Source organism: Alistipes communis (assembly GCF_006542665.1).
GTDB lineage: Bacteria > Bacteroidota > Bacteroidia > Bacteroidales > Rikenellaceae > Alistipes > Alistipes communis.
Map to the genome: position 1 here is coordinate 265303 of NZ_AP019735.1, position 18552 is coordinate 283854.

Sequence of the window (18552 nt, forward strand, 5' to 3'; positions counted from 1 at the left end):
GATTAACCATGGTATATACTCGCGCATATACATCTGGCAAAGATACCATTTTCAGAAGATTTTCACAATTTTTTTCGGGATTTTAACTATCTTAGCGGGAAATTAACGGCCGTTTTCGTCGAGCGAAGACAGCGACCGCCTGAGGGCCGAGCCGGACGCGGGAAACGAAGAGGCACATTCACACCAGCTACCGATTATGAGTCACCGCATTCTTTTGGTCGACGACGAAGACGACATCCTCGAATTCGTCCGCTACAACCTCCAACGCGAAGGTTACGAAGTATTCACCGCCCGCGACGGCGCCGAAGGGGTCGCCCGCGCACTCGAAGTGCATCCGCATCTGATCCTGCTCGACCGGATGATGCCCCGCATGGACGGGCTCGAAACCTGCCGCCGCCTGCGCGAGCACGACGAACTGAAAGACACGATGATCGTCTTCCTCACGGCGCTGGGCGAAGACGAGCACCAGCTCACGGGATTCGCCGCCGGAGCCGACGACTACATCAGCAAACCGATCAAGATGCACATCCTGGTCAGCCGTCTGAAAGCGATCCTCAAACGCATCGGCGCCGGCGATGCGGCACCCCGCGATACGGGCGGCGTCACGATCGATCCGGCCCGTTACATCGTCAAACGCAACGGGGAGGAGATCTCCCTGCCGCGCAAGGAGTTCGCGCTGCTGACGCTGCTGATGTCCGATCCGGGACGGCTCTTCTCGCGCGAGGAGATCTACTCCCGCGTATGGGGCGAGGACGTAGTGGTCGGCGACCGCACGATCGACGTCCACATTCGCAAACTGCGGCAGAAGATCGGCGACGAACACATTATCACCGTCAAGGGCGTGGGTTACAAGTACGAGAAATAACGCAGACAATGGCTGCGCAAAGCGCCCATCGCTCCGCCTTGCGAAAAATCGGGAAAGGAGAACGGGCGGCGGATGCACCGTCGAAAACGCGGGATTCTTCCCGAAGAATCGATCGGGAAGTTCTCCCCTTTCTCAGTTTTTCTTGTGCTTTTGGCTTGATCCAAAAGCACCAAAAGATCAAGCACCGCGAAAAGTAGCGGAAGCAGTGCGATCGGGCGGGCCGAGGGCCTGCCATGTACGGACGCAACCGAATAATCATCGTTGCGCGAAGCGCACAACATCCTCCGCATTGCACCGGAGGCGGGAACAGATCGAACGGCGGTTCGAGCGCCCGGAGCGGGTGTGCGCAAACGGCGTAGATCTTGCGTGCCCGCTCAGGGAGAACCGCCGTCCGATCCCGACGGAGGTGCCCTGCGGACACTTTTGGCGCCGCCTTTTAGTGACAAAAGGTGGTAAAGATTTTCTTGCAGGAAATTCCCGAAGAGAAGGTCGGGATATTTCCGACGCTTTCACAGCCATATTTTGTTAAAAAATATGCGTTTTCGGCCGTGGCCGAAGAGCGGCAGCCCGCAGCCGCCCGATGCGGAGGGCTGCATCGGCCCGTCTGCGGCCTCCGGCACATCCTCCGCCGGCCGCGGACTGACAAACGGCGGGAGGAGCATATATTCCCGATAATCTGTACACGATCCTCGCACCGCCCTCCAAGGCGTCCTTCCCAAGACGACAGAAAGTGTCATTCCGGGCAAGGGGAACGACGCGCGGAAATCATCGACCGGAACGCCGCAGTACCCGCGCCGTGCAACCCCGTTCCCCAGCGTCCTGCCTGCAACGACTTTCCGTTTCGGACGAATTGCTGTCCGAAGCATCGCTTTTTGACGAAAAATCATTCGCTTCTCGGAAACTTTCACTATTTTTGACAAAAATCCGACAATCAGTAATTAAACGAACAATAGACATGGTTATCTTAGTACTCAACTGCGGCAGTTCCTCTATCAAATACCAGGTGATCGACATGGAGCAGACCGGCAGCACGCTGCTGGCCAAAGGCTTGGTCGAACGCATCGGACTCAGCGACGGCGTCCTCACCCACAAACCCGTCGGACGAGAGAATTTCGAGCTGCACCGCGCCATTCCCGACCACACGACCGGCATCCGCCTGGTACTCGACGCGCTGACAGATCCGGCGCACGGCGTCGTCGGGTCGCTCGACGAGATCAAAGCCGTCGGTCACCGCGTGGCGCACGGCGGCGAATTCTTCCCCCAAAGCTGCATCGTCGACGAAGATGTGAAGCGGAAGATCCGCTCGCTGTTCGAGATCGCGCCGCTGCACAACCCCGCCAATTTGGAAGGCGTTCTCTCGATCGAGAAGGTGCTGCCCGGTACGCCGCAGGTGACGGTCTTCGACACCTCGTTCCATCAGACCATTCCCGCCATGAACTACCTCTACGCCCTGCCTCACGCCTACTACGAAAAATATCGCGTGCGCAAATACGGTTTCCACGGCACGAGCCACCACTACGTGGCGCGCAAAGGCGCCGAACTGGCGGGGCTCGACTATGAAAAATCGAAAATCGTCACCTGCCACATCGGCAACGGCGCCTCCGTGACGGCCGTGCTCGACGGCAAATCCTACGATACGTCGATGGGCTTCTCGCCGCTCGACGGGCTGGTGATGGGCACGCGCTGCGGAGCGATCGACGCATCGGCGATCACTTTCATCGGCGCGAAGGAGGGAATGAGCTATGCCGAACTGGACGAGATGATGAACAAGCGTTCGGGCGTGCAGGGCATGACCGATCTGTCGAGCGACATGCGCGACATCGACAAAGCCTACAACGAAGGGAATCCCCGTGCCATCGTGGCCCGTGATATGTACTACAACCGTGTGAAGAAGTTCGTGGGGGCCTATGCGGCCGAGATGGGAGGGGTCGACCTCATCGTCTTCACGGGCGGCGTGGGCGAGAATTCGCGCGAACTGCGCCGGTCGGTCTGCGCAGGCCTCGAATTCATGGGCGTGGAGTTCGATCCCGCGGCCAACGAAGTGCGGGGCGAGGACAAAATCCTCTCGACGCCCGCGTCGCGGGTCAAAGTCGCCGTCATCGCTACCGACGAGGAGCTGATGATCGCCACCGACACCTACAATCTGGTCAAATGATCCCGATGATCCCGCATCGGTGAAAAACCCTTCGATTCGACGGGCAACGAAGCGGATTCGCACTCCCCGACCGAACCGGCAGAGCCTTCTGGCGGCGGTTCCGGACACGGGAAGCGGAAAACAATGTCCGAAACGTTTAATACGAACTTTCATACAGCAATGATTACAAAACTCTCGCAAATCGTCGAGGAGGCCCAGAAAAAGGGCCACAAACGGCTGGCCGTCGCCTACGGTCAGGATTCCCACACGCTCAGCGCCGTCTACGACGCATATAAGGAGGGATTGGTCGAACCGACCCTCTACGGCGACAAACAGGTCATCGAAGAGGTCTGCGGGGCCGAGGGGATCGATTGTTCGATCTTCAAGATCGTGGATGAAAAGAGCGACGTCAACTGCGTGCGGCTGGCCGTCGCGGCCGTCGTGGCGGGCGACGCCGACGTCCTGATGAAGGGACTCGTCTCGACCGACAAATACATGCGCGGCATCCTGAACAAGGATGCGGGTCTCTTCCCGCCCAAGGGCGTGCTGAGCCACGTGGCCATTCTCGAAATGCCGTCGCTTCCCAAACTGCTCTGCATCTCGGACGTCGCGGTGATCCCCGCACCCGACTTCAAGCAGAAACAGAAGCTGATCGGATACCTCATCCAGACTGCCAGGCTGCTGGGCATCGACACGCCGAAAATCGCCTGCATCGCACCCTCGGAACAAGTGCTGCCGAGCGTTCCGTCGTCGACCGAAGGGGCCATCCTGGCCAAAATGGGCGACCGCGGACAATTGGGCAATGCGATCGTCGACGGGCCGCTGTCGCTGGACGTAGCGCTCTACAAGGAGGTCGCCGAGCACAAAAAAGTCAAGGGTTCGGCCGTCGCGGGCGATCCCGACTGCCTGCTCTTCCCCAACATCGAATCGGCCAACGTCTTCTTCAAGGCAGCCACGCATTTCGGCGGCGCCGAGCTGGCGGCCATGGTCATGGGAACGAAGGTTCCCTGCGTGCTCACCTCGCGCGGCGACTCGCGCCTGACCAAGATGTACTCCATCGCACTGGCCTGCCTGGCCGCCCGTTGACACCTTGGAAGCCCCGACCGAACCGACAATACGCACCCCGACCATGAGCTACATCATTCTGGCTATTAACCCGGGCTCTACCTCCACGAAGATCGCCGTCTACGAAGATACGCAGCCCGTCCTTTCGCTGGCGATCGACCACTCCGCCGCCGAGATCGCCGCGTTCGCGACGATCGGCGACCAGTTCGAATGGCGGAAAGACCTCGTGCTCGAATCGCTGCGCAAACGCGGATTCGACATCGGCACCCTCTCTGCCGTCATCGGCCGCGGCGGGCTGGTGCATCCCGTCGAGGGCGGGGTCTACGAGGTGAACGACGCATTGCACGACGACCTGCTCCACGCCCGGCGGCAGCACGCCTCGAATCTGGGCGGACTGATCGCACAGGAGATCGCAGCCGAGGTCGGTGTCAAGGCCTATATCGCCGATCCGGTCGTGGTGGACGAGATGATTCCCTACGCACGCATTTCGGGACTGCCCCAGCTGCCGCGCGAATCGGTCTTCCACGCCCTCAACCAGAAGGCCATCGCACGCCGGTACGCCCGCGAAACGGGTCGGAAATACGAAGAGCTGAACCTGATCGTCTCGCACATGGGAGGCGGCATCACCGTCAGCGCGCACCGCCAGGGGCGCGTGATCGACACCTCCAACGCCCTCAACGGCGCAGGGCCGTTTTCGCCGGAGCGCGCCGGCACGCTGCCTCCGGGACCGCTGATCGATCTTTGCTTTTCGGGAGAATACACCCGCGAAGAGTTGCAGAAACTCATCAACGGCCGCGGCGGCCTGCTCGCACACCTCGGCACGACGTCGGTCCCCGAAATCCTGCGGCGGATCGACAACAACGATTTGCAGGCGATGCTGGTGTTGCGCGCCATGTGCTACAACGTAGCCAAGGAGATCGGGGCGATGGCCATCGCCCTCAAAGGCAAGGCGGACGCGATCCTGCTCACCGGCGGCATCGCCCACAACAAGCGGCTCACGGATTTCATCGCCGCGCATGTCGACTTCATCGCCCCGGTCTTCGTCTACCCCGGCGAGAACGAGTTGGAGGCGTTGGCACGCAACGCACTGGCCGTGCTGCGCGGCGACTGCGAGGCGAAGACCTACTACAAAGCGGACGTCACGGCATAAGGCCGCCCCGCTTGTCACGTCAGCTCCCGGAACTTCTTGCGAAGTTCCGGGAGCCGGTTTTATGCCCACATCGTCGGAAGACTACATCAACAGGTTTTGTGCCATAACTTCCGTACGATCGCCAGCGTCTCGCGCAGGGATTCCAGCCGGAAAAGGGCCGCGGCACCGGCGAAGACCGCGACGCCGGCGATCAGCTGCACCATAAGCCGCAAGCCGAGGTGCAGGTCGGCGATACGGGGTTGCACGCCCCACACCACCGTGCCGTACATCAGCGCCGTAACGGCCGCGATGGGCAGCAGCGTCCGCACGAACCGCCAGAGAGACAGCGTGCAGAGCCGCGTCGTCGCAACGAGATTGAGCACCAGTTCGATGGCCGCCATGGCCACCATGCCCCACACGATCGCCATGACGCTGTGCGGAATAGTCACCGCCAGCACGCCCGTCATCAAGACACGCTTGACGACCTCCAACCGCACCACCACGCGGCCGTCGCTCAGGGTTTTGAGCACGTTGTAGGCGATCATCGCCAGCGGCGTGAAAAGCCCCACGAGGCACATCGCCTCGAAATAAGGCACCGTCGGCATCCACTTTTCGCCCAGCAGCAGGGCGAAGAGATCGGGTGCGACGGCCGAGAGGCCCGTCATCGCGGGAAACATCAGAAAGGCGACGATCATCACCACCTGCCGGTAGCTTTCGGCGAATTTGCGAGGCGAGGCCGCCAGTTTGGAAAAAGCGGGAAAGGTGACGTTCTGCACCGACTGCACGGTCGACGTGACGGGCAGCTCTTCGAGTTTCTGCGCCTGATAGAAATAGCCGAGCAGATCGGTCGAGTAGATCTTGCCGATGAAGAGCTGCGCCACACGGGTATAGATCGCCGAGATGAGGTCGGTGGCCATGAGCCGCAGGCTGTAAGGAGCCATTTCACGCAGCGGGCGCGTCGAAGCCCGTTCCGTGCGGCGCGGCCGCCAATCGCTGAAAAACCACAGCAGCGCCGCCCGCACCGCGATCGACGAGAGGCGCTGCCCGACCAGGCTCCACACGCCGCATCCGGCCAGCGCCATCGTCACGGCCAGCACACCGCTCGCAAGCGACGCGACGAAAGTGATCTTCGACAGCAGCGCGAAGCGGAACTGCCGCATGAAGATCGTATTCTGGATCGTACCCAGCGCATTGACCGGCACCAGAAGAAAGAGCACCGGCGCGATACGCGCCAGAATCGGCCGCCCGTAAAAAGCCGCTACGACAGGAAAGACAGCCACCAGCACGCCGTAGACGATCCACGAAACGACGACGTTGAAGAGGAAGACCGACTTGTAATCGCCCTGCGCAGGATCGCCCTTGCGGATGAGCATCTGCGAAAAGCCGCTGTCGACGACCACCAGCGCCAGCGACGAGAAGAAGGTCATCAGCGCCATTAGCCCCACGTCGTCGGGCATCAGCAGCCGCGCCACGACGATCGAGACGACCATCTGCAACAGGATGGTTCCGAGCTTCTCGCCCAGACTCCACGCCACGCCGCTGGCGACCTTATCGCGCAACTCCCCGCCCATACCGCGCTATTTCAACTGCGCCCGACGCTCCTCGTTGCGGCGCTTGATATCGCCGATCGTGGCGATCTCGATGTAGGAGGCGCCGCGCACGGCACCGAAACTGCCGCCGATGGCCACGACCATATCCTCGTCCTTCAACTCCTGGTAACGCTGGTTGATGAACTCCATGGCGTCGCCCAGAAAATGATAGGAATCCTCCTTGCTCTTGCTGCGCAGGATCGGCATGACACCGTAGGAGAGACCCAGCAAGCGCTGCGCCTGCAACGTGTAGCAGACCGCGATGACGATCGTCGTCGGGCGGAACGCAGCGATGTAACGCCCCGTGCGGCCCGTCAGCGTATCGAGCAGAATCGCCCGAATCGGCAAGTTGGTCGAAGCGCGCACCGCCGAACGGGCGATCTGCGCCGTAATCTCGTGGTTGACCGACACCATGTGGATGTCGATGAAGGGCGTCGAATAGGCTTCGTCGCGCTCGATGGCCTTGGCGATGCGCGCCATCGTCTCGACCGACTCCACGGGATAGGCCCCCGAAGCGGTCTCGTCGCTCAGCATGACGGCGTCGACCCGCTCGTAGATGGCGCTGGCGACATCGCTCACCTCGGCGCGCGTCGGACGCGGCGAACCGACCATCGAGTAGAGCATCTGCGTGGCGATGATGACCGGACGTTTGGCGGCGATGCACTTGTCGACGATCATCCGCTGCGTGATGGGGATGATCTCGGCAGGCAGCTCGACGCCCAGGTCGCCGCGCGCCACCATGATGCCGTAGGAGGCTTCGATGATCTCGTCGATGTTGTCGATTCCCTCCTGGTTCTCGATCTTCGAGATGATCTTGATGCCGCTGTTCCGGCTGTCGAGAATCGCCTGCACGGCTTCGACGTCGCGCGCGCTGCGCACGAACGAGTGGGCGATGAAATCGACGCCGTTCTCCGTGGCCCACTCGATGTACATGCGGTCTTTCTCGGTCACCGAAGGCAGGTCGATCGACACGTTGGGGACGTTGACGCTCTTGCGCGAACGCAACGTGCAGTCGCGCATGACGCGGCAGACCAGTTCTTCGGCCGATTTCTGTTCGACATGCAGTTCCATTTCGCCGTCGGCGATGAGCATCGTGGCCCCCGCCGGCACGTCGCGCACGATGTGCTCGACATTCATGTAGATCACCTCGCGCGTCGAGGGAATATCGGTTTTGACGCTCGTCCCGCGCACCTTCACCCTGTCGCCCGCCGCAAAGCGGATGCCGTCGGGATAGGCGTCGTCCATGCGCGTCACGCGAATCTCGGGGCCCTTCGTGTCGAGCATGACGGGGATCGAATTCGAAACGCTGCGCACCATGCGGATGATCTCGGCGGCATTTTCCAGCGAGGCGTGCGCCGAATTGATCCGCACGATGTTCATTCCCGCCTTGAACAGGCTTCGCACCAACTCTTCCGTGCAACGCTGCACCGAGAGCGTCGCCACTATTTTCGTTCGTTTAATCATAATCGTAGACTGATTTCAATTATTTCTGCAAAAGAAGTGCCTCTACCCCCAGACGGTAGGAGTCGAGACCGAAACCCATGATCGACCCCCGCACGACGGGCGCCAGCAGCGACACGTGGCGGAACTCCTCGCGCGCCAGGATCGACGAGATGTGGACTTCCACCACCGGCGTCGCGATGGCGGCCACCGCATCGCGCAGCGCCACCGACGTGTGGGTATATCCTCCGGCATTGAACACCACGCCGTCGTAACGGCCTTCGCTGCGATGCAACGCATCGATCAACTCGCCTTCGACGTTCGACTGGAAACAGTCCAGTCCGACGTCGGGGAAAACCGCTCGCAGCCGCGTGAGATACTCCTCGAAAGCGGTCGACCCGTAGACCGCCACATCGCGCCGCCCCTGCAAATTGAGGTTGGGGCCGTTCAGAATCAAAATCTTCATGGTCATCCTTATATATTTCGAGGACAAAGATACGCAAAGTCGAGTGCAGAAGCAAACGTCAGCTCCGCAATTAAGATTAAAACAGCATCCTGTCGAGCCGTTACGATCTCCTGTCGCAACATTGCGGCACTGAGCGCCGCGCAGGCCGAAGCCTCCGCCCGCGGAGGCCCGCCACAGGGGCGTGCTCCGCAGACTTCGACCCGCAGCTACGGCAGCAACCGATCCTCACGCATCCTCGGGATGACGGAACGGAATTCCTAATTTTAATTCTTAAATTGCCAATCGCAGGTTGCTTTTGCACTCGGCTTGCACACTTTGCGGAGGACAAGCCTCCGCTTAGATAGGCGGCGCTTCGGCAGAATCCCAAATAAATTCGGTTCTGCACCCGGCTTGCACACTTTGCGGAGGACAAGCCTCCGCTTAGATAGGCGGCGCCTCGGCAGAACCAAATAAATTTGGTTCTGCGCTCGGCTTGCACTATCTTTGTCCCATGACCGAATTCGAACTGATCGCCCGCATCGGGCAACTCTTCGCCGGAGTGCCCCGCAACGACTTCGAGGAGCCGGGAGACGACTGCACGGTACTCGGCATCGGCGGCAGCGAGTCGCTGCTCTTCACCGCCGATCTGCTCACCGAGGGCATTCATTTCCTGCGCAACACCACGCCCCCTTACGAATTGGGCCGCAAGGCGCTCGCGGTCAATCTGAGCGATGTGGCCGCCATGGGCGGACGGAGCGTCGCCACGCTGCTGTCGGTGGCGCTGCCGCCCGACGTGTCGGACGAATGGACCGAAGCGTTCCTGCGGGGATACCGCGATCTCTCGGCCGAGGAGGGGGTGATGCTCGCCGGCGGCGACACGACCTCGTCGCGGCACGACATCACGGTCAACGTCACGGTCGTCGGCCGTGCCGCCGACCACTGCATCAAACGCCGCAGCGACGCCCGTGCGGGCGACGCGATCGTCGTGGCAGGGCCGCTCGGCGCTTCGGGTGCCGGACTGTGCGACTTGCTGGCCGGCAACCTCGACACTCCCAATGCCCGTATACACAACGCACCCGCCGCACAGACGGCCGAAGGTCTCTGGCTCGGCGAACGCACGGAGGTGCACGCCATGACCGATCTTTCGGACGGACTGGCCTCCGATCTGCGGCATATTGCGGAGCAGTCGCATGTCGGAGCGACGGTCGATCTCGAACGCATCCCGATCGCACCCGGCTCCGATCTGGTGACGGCCCTGACGGGCGGCGAAGATTACAAGCTGCTCTTCACGGCCGCACCCGAAGCCCTGCCGGCGCTCTGCCGGGCTTTCGAATCCCGCTTCGGCCGCCCGCTCTACCCGATCGGCACCGTCACCGAAGCCGAGGACGACACAATCGTCTGGCTCGACCGCGGCCGACGGGTCGAGACCGACTGGCGCGGGTACGAACACAACGCCTGAGCCCGTACCCGCAGGCCGAAGAACTGCTTCCGTCCGGAAAATATTCCGAAAAGGCCGAAAATCCTTTGAAACGGCCGATTTATTCGCTATCTTGGGAGCATAATCCTCTCTCGTACCATGGACGTTTCCAAGCGATACCTCCTCGTCATGCTGTCGGCTCTATGCGGATGTACGCCGACCGCCCGTCTGACGAACCTGACGCCGCAGGCCCCGATACCGGAAGATTCGGTGCGCATCGTGCAGGCGGTCGAGTCGCCCGACTCGGCCCGCAAGATCGCCGATTTCCGGATCCGTCCTATCCGGATGCGCGGTACGGCACGCCGCGCCGAACGCGACATCACCCGCCCGTTACGCCGGGCGGCCGCACGCAACGGGGCCGAACTGGCCGTCGTGCGGACCTGTTCGACGAGGCGCTTCCTCTGGGGACGCAGCCATACGGCGGCGGGGACACTGCTGACGCTGCGCGACTGCGACGCCCCGTACTACGCAGCCGACTCGATCCTGCCCCGCTATTACAGCGAAGGGGAGCGGAAACGGGACATACGCTATCAGCACACAATGGAAGCACAGCGCAAACGCGATGAAAATCTCCGTGCCGATCGCCGCGCACCGGCCCACGCCTTCACCCTGGCGGCCGGCTATCTCTCCGGCTGGACATCACTTGATGTCACCGGCATTCCATGGCATCGCAACAACCACCGCAGCTGGAGTCTCGAAACGGCATACACCTATACAAATGCCATCTATCGCATCAGTTTTGGAGTGCGTTATATCTACGGGTACGACGACTACGCTCATACCGCCAAAATCTACGATCAATATGCAACGTATTGGCAATGCCGGATCTTCTCCACCGGAGGATGCAACCACATGCACTACATCGCCCCCGAAATAGGCGCCGCCCAGCGGTTCGCCCGTAAGAAATTGTTGCTGCGCGAACGGATCGGTATGGGCATAGGATTCCTCCGCAGCGGAGAGTATCACGACGCCGGATTCGGCCTGCACGCCAACGCCGAACTCGAATACCGTATCACGAAACGCATCGGATTACGATTGGGAGTGACGGCCATCGCCGTTCGAAAAGGAGAGGATTTCCTTGAATCATTTGACGACAACCAAATCTATCTCACACAGATGCTCTCTGCGGACGGAGGTTTCAAACAACTACGGTTCGGCGGTAGAAACTACACCCTCGGCCTGAATATCGACCTCTGACCGTGCGGCCGCCGCACACCCGCTTCCCCGACGAAAGTTTCGCGCGCGAGGTTTGGAATTATTCCGCAAAAAGCACTACCTTTGGAAGGTATTTTCATCGAAACGGAAACGGAAACCGAACCAAAAACCGCAAAAACGATATGAAGAAAACCGTAACGCTGAACGATAAAACCTTCGAGGTGATGATCCCCGCCCACGAGATCGACCGCGCCGTCGCAGCCGTCGCCGAGCGTCTCAACGCCGATTACGGCGACAAGGAGCGTCCGATCTTCGTCGGGGTGCTCAACGGTGCGTTCATGTTCCTGAGCGATCTGATCAAGAAGATCGACTTCACCTGCGAGATTTCGTTCGTCAAGCTCGCCTCCTACGAAGGGACCTGTTCGACAGGGAACGTGGAGTGCCTGCTGGGACTCAACAACGACATCGCAGGACGCCACGTCATCATCGTCGAGGACATCGTCGACACGGGACGCAGCATCGCCCACATGTACGCCGACCTCATGCGCCGCAATCCCGCCAGCGTCGAAGTCTGCACGCTCTTCTTCAAGCCGAATTCCTACCGCGAGCCGCTGCCGATCCGCTACCGCGCCCTCGAAATCGGCAACGAATTCATCGTGGGATACGGACTCGACTACGACCAGCTGGGCCGCAATCTCAAAGATATTTACGTCGTAACGAATGATTGACACCGATCCCGCACTGTTCGACGGCGGCCGCAGACTGCCGCTCGTGGAGGACTTCTACACCATTCAAGGCGAAGGCTTCCACGCGGGCAAACCCGCCTATTTCATCCGTTTGGGCGGATGCGACGTGGGCTGTCGCTGGTGCGACGCCAAATATACGTGGAATCCCCGCCGCTACCCGCCCGTCGACGTGCAGGTGGTCATCGACCGTGCGCTGACCTGCCCTGCCCGTGCGATCGTCATCACGGGCGGCGAACCGCTGCTCTATCCGCTCGACATACTTACGCGGACCCTGCACGACAGAGGATTGCAAATTTTTCTCGAAACGTCGGGCACGCATCCGTTCAGCGGCCGTTTCGACTGGGTGTGCCTCTCGCCCAAACGGCAGCAACCGCCGCTGGACGAAGCCTTCCGGCGGGCGCACGAGTTGAAGGTGATCGTCGAGCGGGAGGACGACCTGCAATGGGCCGAACAGAACGCCGCCCGCGTAGGCGACGACTGCCTGCTCTACCTCCAACCCGAATGGAGCGTCTACGAACGGATGATGCCGCTGCTGGTCGAATATGCGAAGGCCCATCCGCAATGGAACATCTCGATCCAGACGCACAAATTCATGCACATTCCCTGACGCGATGAAACGCGGTCTGGTGCGCAAATTCTGGATCGGAGCGACGCTTCTGATCATCGTGCTGACGGCGTTCGCCGCCGGCCGCAACCTGATCCACGCATTCAAGATCCGCAGCCAGATTCGGGTGCTGGAGCGCGAAAAAGCGCTCTACGAGGAGAAGATCGCACGCGACAGCGCGCTTATCGAACAACTCAAACAGGACGATTTCCTCGAACAATACGCCCGCGAACACTTCCACATGCAACGCAAGGGCGAGAAGGTCTATATCATCAAATAATCGGTCTCGATAAAAACGAAGGGGCTGCGACATGTCGCAGCCCCTTCGTTTTCGTCCCGGCAAAGGTCTACACCAGCCCCGAAAAGCCCATGAAGGCCATGGCCAGAATGCCGGCCGTCACCAGCGCGATCGGCGTTCCGCGGAACGATTCGGGTACGTCCTCCAACTCCAACCGCTCGCGGATACCGGCGAAAAGCACCAGCGCCAGCGCGAAGCCCAGGGCCGTGGAGACCGAATAGACGACGCTCTGCAACAGCGTGAACTCCTTCTGGATCATCAGGATCGCCACGCCCAGCACGGCGCAGTTGGTCGTGATGAGCGGCAGGAAGATACCGAGCGCCTGGTAGAGCGACGGCGAGAGCTTTTTCAACATGATCTCGACCATCTGCACCAACGCCGCGATCACCAGGATGAAGACGATCGTCTGCATGTATTGGATCTGCAACGGATCAAGGATATAAGTCTGGATCGACCACGCCACGAGCGCCGTGAGCGCCATGACGAAGGTTACGGCCGCTCCCATGCCCATCGAAGTCTCGACCTTGGAGGATACGCCCAGGAAGGGGCAGATGCCGAGGAACTGAGCCAACACGACGTTGTTGACGAAGATGGCTCCGATGACGATTGCAAAGTATGTTATCTGCTCCATGACTATTTCTTGGCTAATTTGTTAAATACGACCATCAGATACCCCAGCACGAGGAATCCGCCGGGCGCCAGCACGAATACGAGCGGCATGTAGTCGGCCGTACCGAGCGAATAGCCGAACACGGCGCCGCTGCCCAGCAGTTCGCGGATCGTGCCGATGACCGTGAGCGACAGCGTGAAGCCCAGGCCGATGCCCAGACCGTCCAGCGCCGAATCGAAGGCATTGTTCTTCGAGGCGAAGGCCTCTGCACGGCCCAGAATGATGCAGTTCACGACAATGAGCGGGATGAAGACGCCCAACGTGGCGTACAACGCCGGCACGAAGGCCTGCATGAGCATCTGCACGATGGTCACGAACGACGCGATCACCACGATGAAGGCCGGAATGCGCACCTTGTCGGGAATGAAGTTCTTGATGAGCGAAATGACGATGTTCGACAAGATCAGCACCGCCATCGTGGCCACGCCCATGCCGAATCCGTTGGCGGCACTGGTCGTCGTACCCAGCGTGGGGCACATGCCGAGCACCAGCACGAAGGTGGGATTCTCCTTGACGATCCCTTTGAGGATCAGTTGCAGTTTATTCATTATCTCCTCCTTTCTGAGCGTTATCGCCCGTTTGTGCGGTCGCACCCGCAGCCGAATCGGCCGCGGCCGCAGCATCGCCGCCCGTCGCCGTAGCCCCCGAAGCCGTATCGGAAGCGGCCGGAGCAACCCCTTCCGCAATCTGCTTGTAGGCGGCATAGGCGCGCGCCATGGCGTCGACGTAGGCTCGCGACGAAATCGTGGCGGCCGTCAGCGCATCCACGTCGCCGCCGTCCTTCTTCACGGCGAGCTTCATCTCGCCCGGATTGCGGCCCTCGAAACTGGCGAAGAGCGGGTTGCCCTCGTCGGCCATCTTCGTTCCCAGGCCCGGCGTCTCGTTCTGTTCCAACACGTTGACATTGAGCACACGTCCCGTGGCGTCGAACCCTACCACCATGCGGATCATGCCGCTGAAACCGTTCTTGCTCGCCGTCTCCACGGCATAGCCCACGACCGCCTCGCCCGAACGTGCCGTATGCACCGCAACGGGCAGTTCGTCGAGCGTCAGCTCCGTCGTCTCGGTCCGGTCGAAAGACGGCAGCACGGCGCGCAGCGCGGATTGGGTCGCAGCAGCCTTGGCCTCGGCGATCGGCCCGACGGTAATCATATTGACATAGCCTACCCCCGCCGACGCGACGAGCGTGATCGTGAAGAGCACGGCTACCATGTTCACAAGTGTACTTTTCATCGTCGTCCTCCTACTTTTTGGCGCCGAAACGCTTGGGTTTGACAGATCGATTGATAAGGGGCACGGTGGCGTTCATCACCAGAATCGCAAACGACATGCCCTCGGGATAGGCGCCCCACAGGCGGATGCACATCGTGATGACGCCGATCCCCACGGCGTAGATCACACCGCCGCGCACGGTCATCGGCGAGGTGGAGTAATCGGTGGCCATGAAGACCGCACCCAGAATGGCGCCGCCCGCCAGCACGTGGAAAGCGGGAAACTCGTAGAGCAGGCTGCCCGTCCAACCGCGGCCGAGAGCCACGAAAAAGGCGAACAGGGCCATGGTGGCCAGAATCGTCACCGGAACATGCCACGTGATGACCCGACGCCACAGCAGATAGACGAAACCCGCCAGCAGCGCCAGCGCAGCCACTTCGCCCAGCGAGCCGGGAATCGACCCGAAGAGCATGTCCTGATAGTCGATCGCCGAGGCCGACACCGCCCCGAACTTGACCGCCGCCAGCGGCGTAGCACCCGAAAAGGCATCGGCCACGGCACCGGCCGGCTGCGGGAACGACGTCATCTGGGCAGGATAGGCGATCAGCAGGAAGACACGCCCGACCAGCGCGGGGTTGAACGGGTTCTTGCCCAGACCGCCGAAGGTCATCTTGCCGATGGCGATGGCCACGAAAGCGCCGATCACGACGATCCACCACGGAATCGACGCCGGAAGGTTGAAGGCCAGCAGCACGCCGGTCACCACCGCCGAGAGGTTTCCCACAGTCGGAGCGCCGCGCAGCATGAACCGCTGGATCAGATACTCGAACACGACGCAGCACACCACCGACAGCGCCGTAACGCCCAGCACGCTCCAACCGAAGAGCAGCGCCGAGACGACCAGCGCGGGCAGCAGCGCGATCACCACGTCGCGCATGATCTTCGTCGTGGACTCCGCACTGTGGACATGCGGCGACGGCGCGACAAAAAATTGATTTGCCATAGATTATCCGTTTTTGTTTTCTTCGTTCTATTTTTTCGGAGCGTTGGCCGCCGCACGGGCGCGAATCAGCCCCATGACCCGCTGCTTGCCCAACCGGATGTAGTCCAGCAGCGGCAGGTCGGCCGGACAGGTGAACTGGCAGCATCCGCATTCGATGCACGAGGTGACCTCCTCGCCTTCGAGACGCTCCCACAACTGTTTGCGCGAGAGTTTCGAGAGCAGATAGGGTTCCAGCCCCATCGGGCAGGCCTGCACGCATTTGGCGCATTTGATGCAGGCGCTCTCCGCGCCGCGCTGCGCCTCGGCGCCGCCGAGCACCGTAATGCCCGAACAGCCCTTCGTGACGGGCGACGACAGGTCGACCATCGCGCGTCCCATCATCGGGCCGCCGTTGAGCACCTTCACGTCGCCTTCGGGCAGACCGCCCGCCGCCTCGACGAGCGACGCGATCGGCGTACCCATGCGCACCAGATAGTTCGACGGCGTCTTCATGCCCTTGCCCGTCACCGTCACGATCCGCTCGACGAGCGGCTTGCGCTTCTGCACGGCCTCGTAGACGGCCACCGTCGTCGAAGCGTTGCATACCACGGCGCCCACGTCGATCGGAAGACCCGGCGGAGGCGGCACCTGACGCCCCGTCACGGCGGCGATCAGTTGCTTCTCGCCGCCCTGCGGATAGCGTACTTTCAGCGGCGTGACCCGCACGCCCTCGTAATGCTTCGACAACTCGCGCAGGAACGCGATGGCGTCGGGTTTGTTGTTCTCGATACCGATCTGCGCCTGCTTCACGCCCAGCGCACGCATCAGGATCGTCGTACCGACCATCAGCTCCTCGCCCTTTTCGAGCATCGTGCGATGATCGGAGGTAAGGTAAGGTTCGCACTCCACTCCGTTGATAATCAGGAATTCGGCTTTCTTACCGGGAGGTACCGACAGCTTCACGTGCGTGGGGAAGGTCGCACCGCCCATGCCGACGATGCCGGCCGCCTTGATCCGGTCGAGAATCTCTTTGGGTTCGAGCGTGCATTCGCGCACCAGATCGGGCGTAAGATCGACTTCCGGCACCCACTCGTCGCCTTCGCGCTTGATCGTAATCATCATCTGACGCACCCCCTGCCCGTTGGGTTGCAGGTCGACGGCCGTCACCGTGCCCGAAACCGGAGCGTGGATGTTGGCCGACATGAAACTCGCGGCTTCGGCGATCAACTGCCCCGCGAGCACCTTGTCGCCTTTGGCGACCTTCGCCACGGCCGGCGCGCCGATATGCTGTGCCAGCGGAATCCGCACTTCGTCGGGCAGCGCGAAGCGCTCGACGGCCACGGCCCGCGACAATTTGTTATCCGACGGATGAACACCGCCGATGGGAAATGTCTTCATATAACTCTTTCCTGTTTGATTATTCACTCTTCGGGGACTCGCCGTCCGCAGATTTCGCCGGCGCGGGTTTCACGGCGGCGGCCGGAGCGGCCTTCGGTTCGCGCGGCAGCGGCTCCATGCCCACCAGACGGATCGCGCCCGTAGGGCATTCGTTGACGCACTTACGGCACAGTTTGCACTTCAACGGATCGATGTAAGCCAGGTTGTTCTCCACCTTGATCGCGTCGAACGCACAGACCTTTACGCACTTGCCGCAGCCGATACAGCCCGCCTTGCAGGCCTTCATCACCACGGCCCCCTTGTCCTTCGAGACGCACGACACATAGACGGCGCGGTGCTTGGGCCACCGCTTGCGCAGTTCGATGATCCCCTTCGGACAGGCCTTGACGCAGGCGCCGCAGGCGGTGCACTTGTCGGCGTCGACCACCGGAAGTCCCGTTTCGGGGTCCATCGAGAGCGCACCGAAAGCGCACGCGCTCACGCAGTCGCCGAAACCCAGACAGCCGTAGGCACAGCCCGTCTCCCCCACGTAGAGCGACGCAGCCACGGCGCATGACCGTGCACCGTCGAACCGGTTCGTGCGGGGACGCTTGGCGCACGTTCCGCCGCAACGTACGGTCGCGGTCTGCGCCTCCTTTTCGGGAGCCGTCTTGCCCAGATACGCTGCGCACTGCTTCATCACCTCGGCGCCGCCCACCGGACAGAACAGCTCGGAAATATCCTCGCGTTTGACCAGCGCGTCGGCCATTCCCCGACAGCCGGCGAAGCCGCAGCCGCCGCAGTTCGCACCGGGCAGCATCTTCTCCACCACATCGATGCGGGGATCTTCCTCGACGCGGAACTTCCGGGCGACGAAATAGAGCACGATCGCCGCCAATACTCCCAGCACGCAAAGTGTCAGGATCGTATAAAGCAATACTTCCATTATTGTTTATGAATTTTGAAATGAATTTTCTTCTCCAACCGCTCCCGCAGCAGGTAGAGCGCCCCGTAATAGAGAGCGATGCCGCCCACAGCCGACAGCGCGGCCGCACCGTCGCCCCAGCCGGCCAGCGATGCGGCCACAAGCGCCCCCAACAACACGACGAAGGGCACGACGTAGGCCCAAAGGACCGCAGTCATGCCCATATTCCGCTCCACCGAGACCGTTACGCGCTCCCCCGCCGTGAAGGCCGAGGCCTCGGGCGTCGCGATCTCGATCCGTTTTCGGGTCGATTCGCCCATACCGCACGCCATACGTGCGTGGCAGGAGGCACAGGCGCTCTGCGCCGTGAGCTCCACCTCCACGACTCCATCGCCCGCGCGTACAACCGTGGCGATATGTTCGATCGGCCGCGTCATCG

19 protein-coding genes are annotated in these 18552 nt (G+C 61.4%); 9 read left to right on the top strand and 10 right to left on the bottom strand.

The genetic code is table 11. The features are described from left to right. The first annotated feature begins 196 nt into the window (after window positions 1-196). The 4 genes from FMF02_RS01120 (at window position 197) to buk (ending at window position 5214) form a co-directional block, all read left to right on the top strand. Window positions 197-865: a response regulator transcription factor gene (locus tag FMF02_RS01120; protein ID WP_141411919.1), complete on the top strand. Its 669-nt coding sequence runs from the start codon at window positions 197-199 to the stop codon at window positions 863-865. 955 nt (window positions 866-1820) lie between these two features. After that, window positions 1821-3020 (top strand): acetate/propionate family kinase, encoded by a 1200-nt coding sequence (locus FMF02_RS01125; RefSeq protein ID WP_141411920.1) that lies wholly within the window; start codon window positions 1821-1823, stop codon window positions 3018-3020. 159 nt (window positions 3021-3179) lie between these two features. Beyond that, window positions 3180-4085 carry a phosphate acyltransferase gene (locus tag FMF02_RS01130; protein WP_141411921.1) on the top strand — a complete coding sequence of 302 codons (906 nt, stop codon included), beginning with the start codon at window positions 3180-3182 and terminating at the stop codon, window positions 4083-4085. 43 nt (window positions 4086-4128) lie between these two features. Then, a complete protein-coding gene (gene buk / locus FMF02_RS01135; protein ID WP_019131077.1) occupies window positions 4129-5214 on the top strand; it encodes a butyrate kinase in 1086 nt (361 codons plus the stop codon). Window positions 5215-5300: 86 nt separating this feature from the next. Here buk and FMF02_RS01140 read toward each other — a convergent pair whose 3' ends face one another. The 3 genes from FMF02_RS01140 to aroQ are packed head-to-tail and all read right to left on the bottom strand — an operon-like array spanning window position 5301 to window position 8688. Continuing rightward, window positions 5301-6764 (bottom strand): lipopolysaccharide biosynthesis protein, encoded by a 1464-nt coding sequence (locus FMF02_RS01140; RefSeq protein WP_141411922.1) that lies wholly within the window; start codon window positions 6762-6764, stop codon window positions 5301-5303. A gap of 6 nt (window positions 6765-6770) precedes the next feature. After that, on the bottom strand, window positions 6771-8246 hold the full coding sequence (gene pyk, locus FMF02_RS01145) for a pyruvate kinase (RefSeq protein WP_141411923.1): 1476 nt from the start codon (window positions 8244-8246) through the stop codon (window positions 6771-6773). A gap of 19 nt (window positions 8247-8265) precedes the next feature. Then, window positions 8266-8688 (bottom strand): type II 3-dehydroquinate dehydratase, encoded by a 423-nt coding sequence (gene aroQ / locus FMF02_RS01150; RefSeq protein ID WP_141411924.1) that lies wholly within the window; start codon window positions 8686-8688, stop codon window positions 8266-8268. A gap of 490 nt (window positions 8689-9178) precedes the next feature. Here aroQ and thiL point away from each other — a divergent pair, with 490 nt between their 5' ends. The 5 genes from thiL (at window position 9179) to FMF02_RS01175 (ending at window position 12929) form a co-directional block, all read left to right on the top strand. Next, window positions 9179-10126: a thiamine-phosphate kinase gene (thiL, locus tag FMF02_RS01155; RefSeq protein ID WP_141411925.1), complete on the top strand. Its 948-nt coding sequence runs from the start codon at window positions 9179-9181 to the stop codon at window positions 10124-10126. Window positions 10127-10243: 117 nt separating this feature from the next. Then, the gene (locus tag FMF02_RS01160; protein ID WP_141411926.1) at window positions 10244-11341 is read left to right on the top strand and encodes a hypothetical protein; all 1098 of its coding nucleotides are present in this window, start codon (window positions 10244-10246) and stop codon (window positions 11339-11341) included. A gap of 140 nt (window positions 11342-11481) precedes the next feature. Beyond that, the gene (gene hpt, locus FMF02_RS01165) at window positions 11482-12027 is read left to right on the top strand and encodes a hypoxanthine phosphoribosyltransferase (protein WP_019131083.1); all 546 of its coding nucleotides are present in this window, start codon (window positions 11482-11484) and stop codon (window positions 12025-12027) included. Then, window positions 12020-12652, top strand: coding sequence for a 7-carboxy-7-deazaguanine synthase QueE (locus FMF02_RS01170; RefSeq protein WP_141411927.1), 633 nt, complete (start codon window positions 12020-12022; stop codon window positions 12650-12652). Before hpt ends, FMF02_RS01170 begins: the two co-directional genes overlap by 8 nt. Window positions 12653-12656: 4 nt before the next feature. After that, entirely contained in the window at window positions 12657-12929 is a 273-nt protein-coding gene (locus tag FMF02_RS01175; protein ID WP_019131085.1) for an FtsB family cell division protein, read from the top strand. Window positions 12930-12996: 67 nt separating this feature from the next. Here FMF02_RS01175 and rsxA read toward each other — a convergent pair whose 3' ends face one another. From rsxA to FMF02_RS01210, 7 genes are read right to left on the bottom strand one after another with little or no spacing between them, the layout of a single operon-like run. After that, the gene (gene rsxA, locus FMF02_RS01180) at window positions 12997-13578 is read right to left on the bottom strand and encodes an electron transport complex subunit RsxA (protein ID WP_019131086.1); all 582 of its coding nucleotides are present in this window, start codon (window positions 13576-13578) and stop codon (window positions 12997-12999) included. Between the two features lie 2 nt (window positions 13579-13580). Then, on the bottom strand, window positions 13581-14165 hold the full coding sequence (locus tag FMF02_RS01185; RefSeq protein ID WP_019131087.1) for an RnfABCDGE type electron transport complex subunit E: 585 nt from the start codon (window positions 14163-14165) through the stop codon (window positions 13581-13583). Next, window positions 14158-14850: an RnfABCDGE type electron transport complex subunit G gene (locus tag FMF02_RS01190; protein ID WP_244611598.1), complete on the bottom strand. Its 693-nt coding sequence runs from the start codon at window positions 14848-14850 to the stop codon at window positions 14158-14160. The genes FMF02_RS01185 and FMF02_RS01190 overlap by 8 nt, the downstream gene beginning before the upstream one ends. A gap of 10 nt (window positions 14851-14860) precedes the next feature. Then, complete coding sequence (locus FMF02_RS01195; RefSeq protein WP_019131089.1) at window positions 14861-15832, bottom strand: RnfABCDGE type electron transport complex subunit D; 972 nt, start codon at window positions 15830-15832, stop codon at window positions 14861-14863. Window positions 15833-15859: 27 nt separating this feature from the next. Then, window positions 15860-17209 carry an electron transport complex subunit RsxC gene (rsxC, locus tag FMF02_RS01200; RefSeq protein ID WP_019131090.1) on the bottom strand — a complete coding sequence of 450 codons (1350 nt, stop codon included), beginning with the start codon at window positions 17207-17209 and terminating at the stop codon, window positions 15860-15862. 19 nt (window positions 17210-17228) lie between these two features. Next, complete coding sequence (locus FMF02_RS01205; protein ID WP_019131091.1) at window positions 17229-18134, bottom strand: RnfABCDGE type electron transport complex subunit B; 906 nt, start codon at window positions 18132-18134, stop codon at window positions 17229-17231. Beyond that, window positions 18134-18550, bottom strand: coding sequence for a SoxR reducing system RseC family protein (locus FMF02_RS01210; protein WP_141411928.1), 417 nt, complete (start codon window positions 18548-18550; stop codon window positions 18134-18136). Before FMF02_RS01210 ends, FMF02_RS01205 begins: the two co-directional genes overlap by 1 nt. Window positions 18551-18552 lie beyond the last annotated feature (2 nt).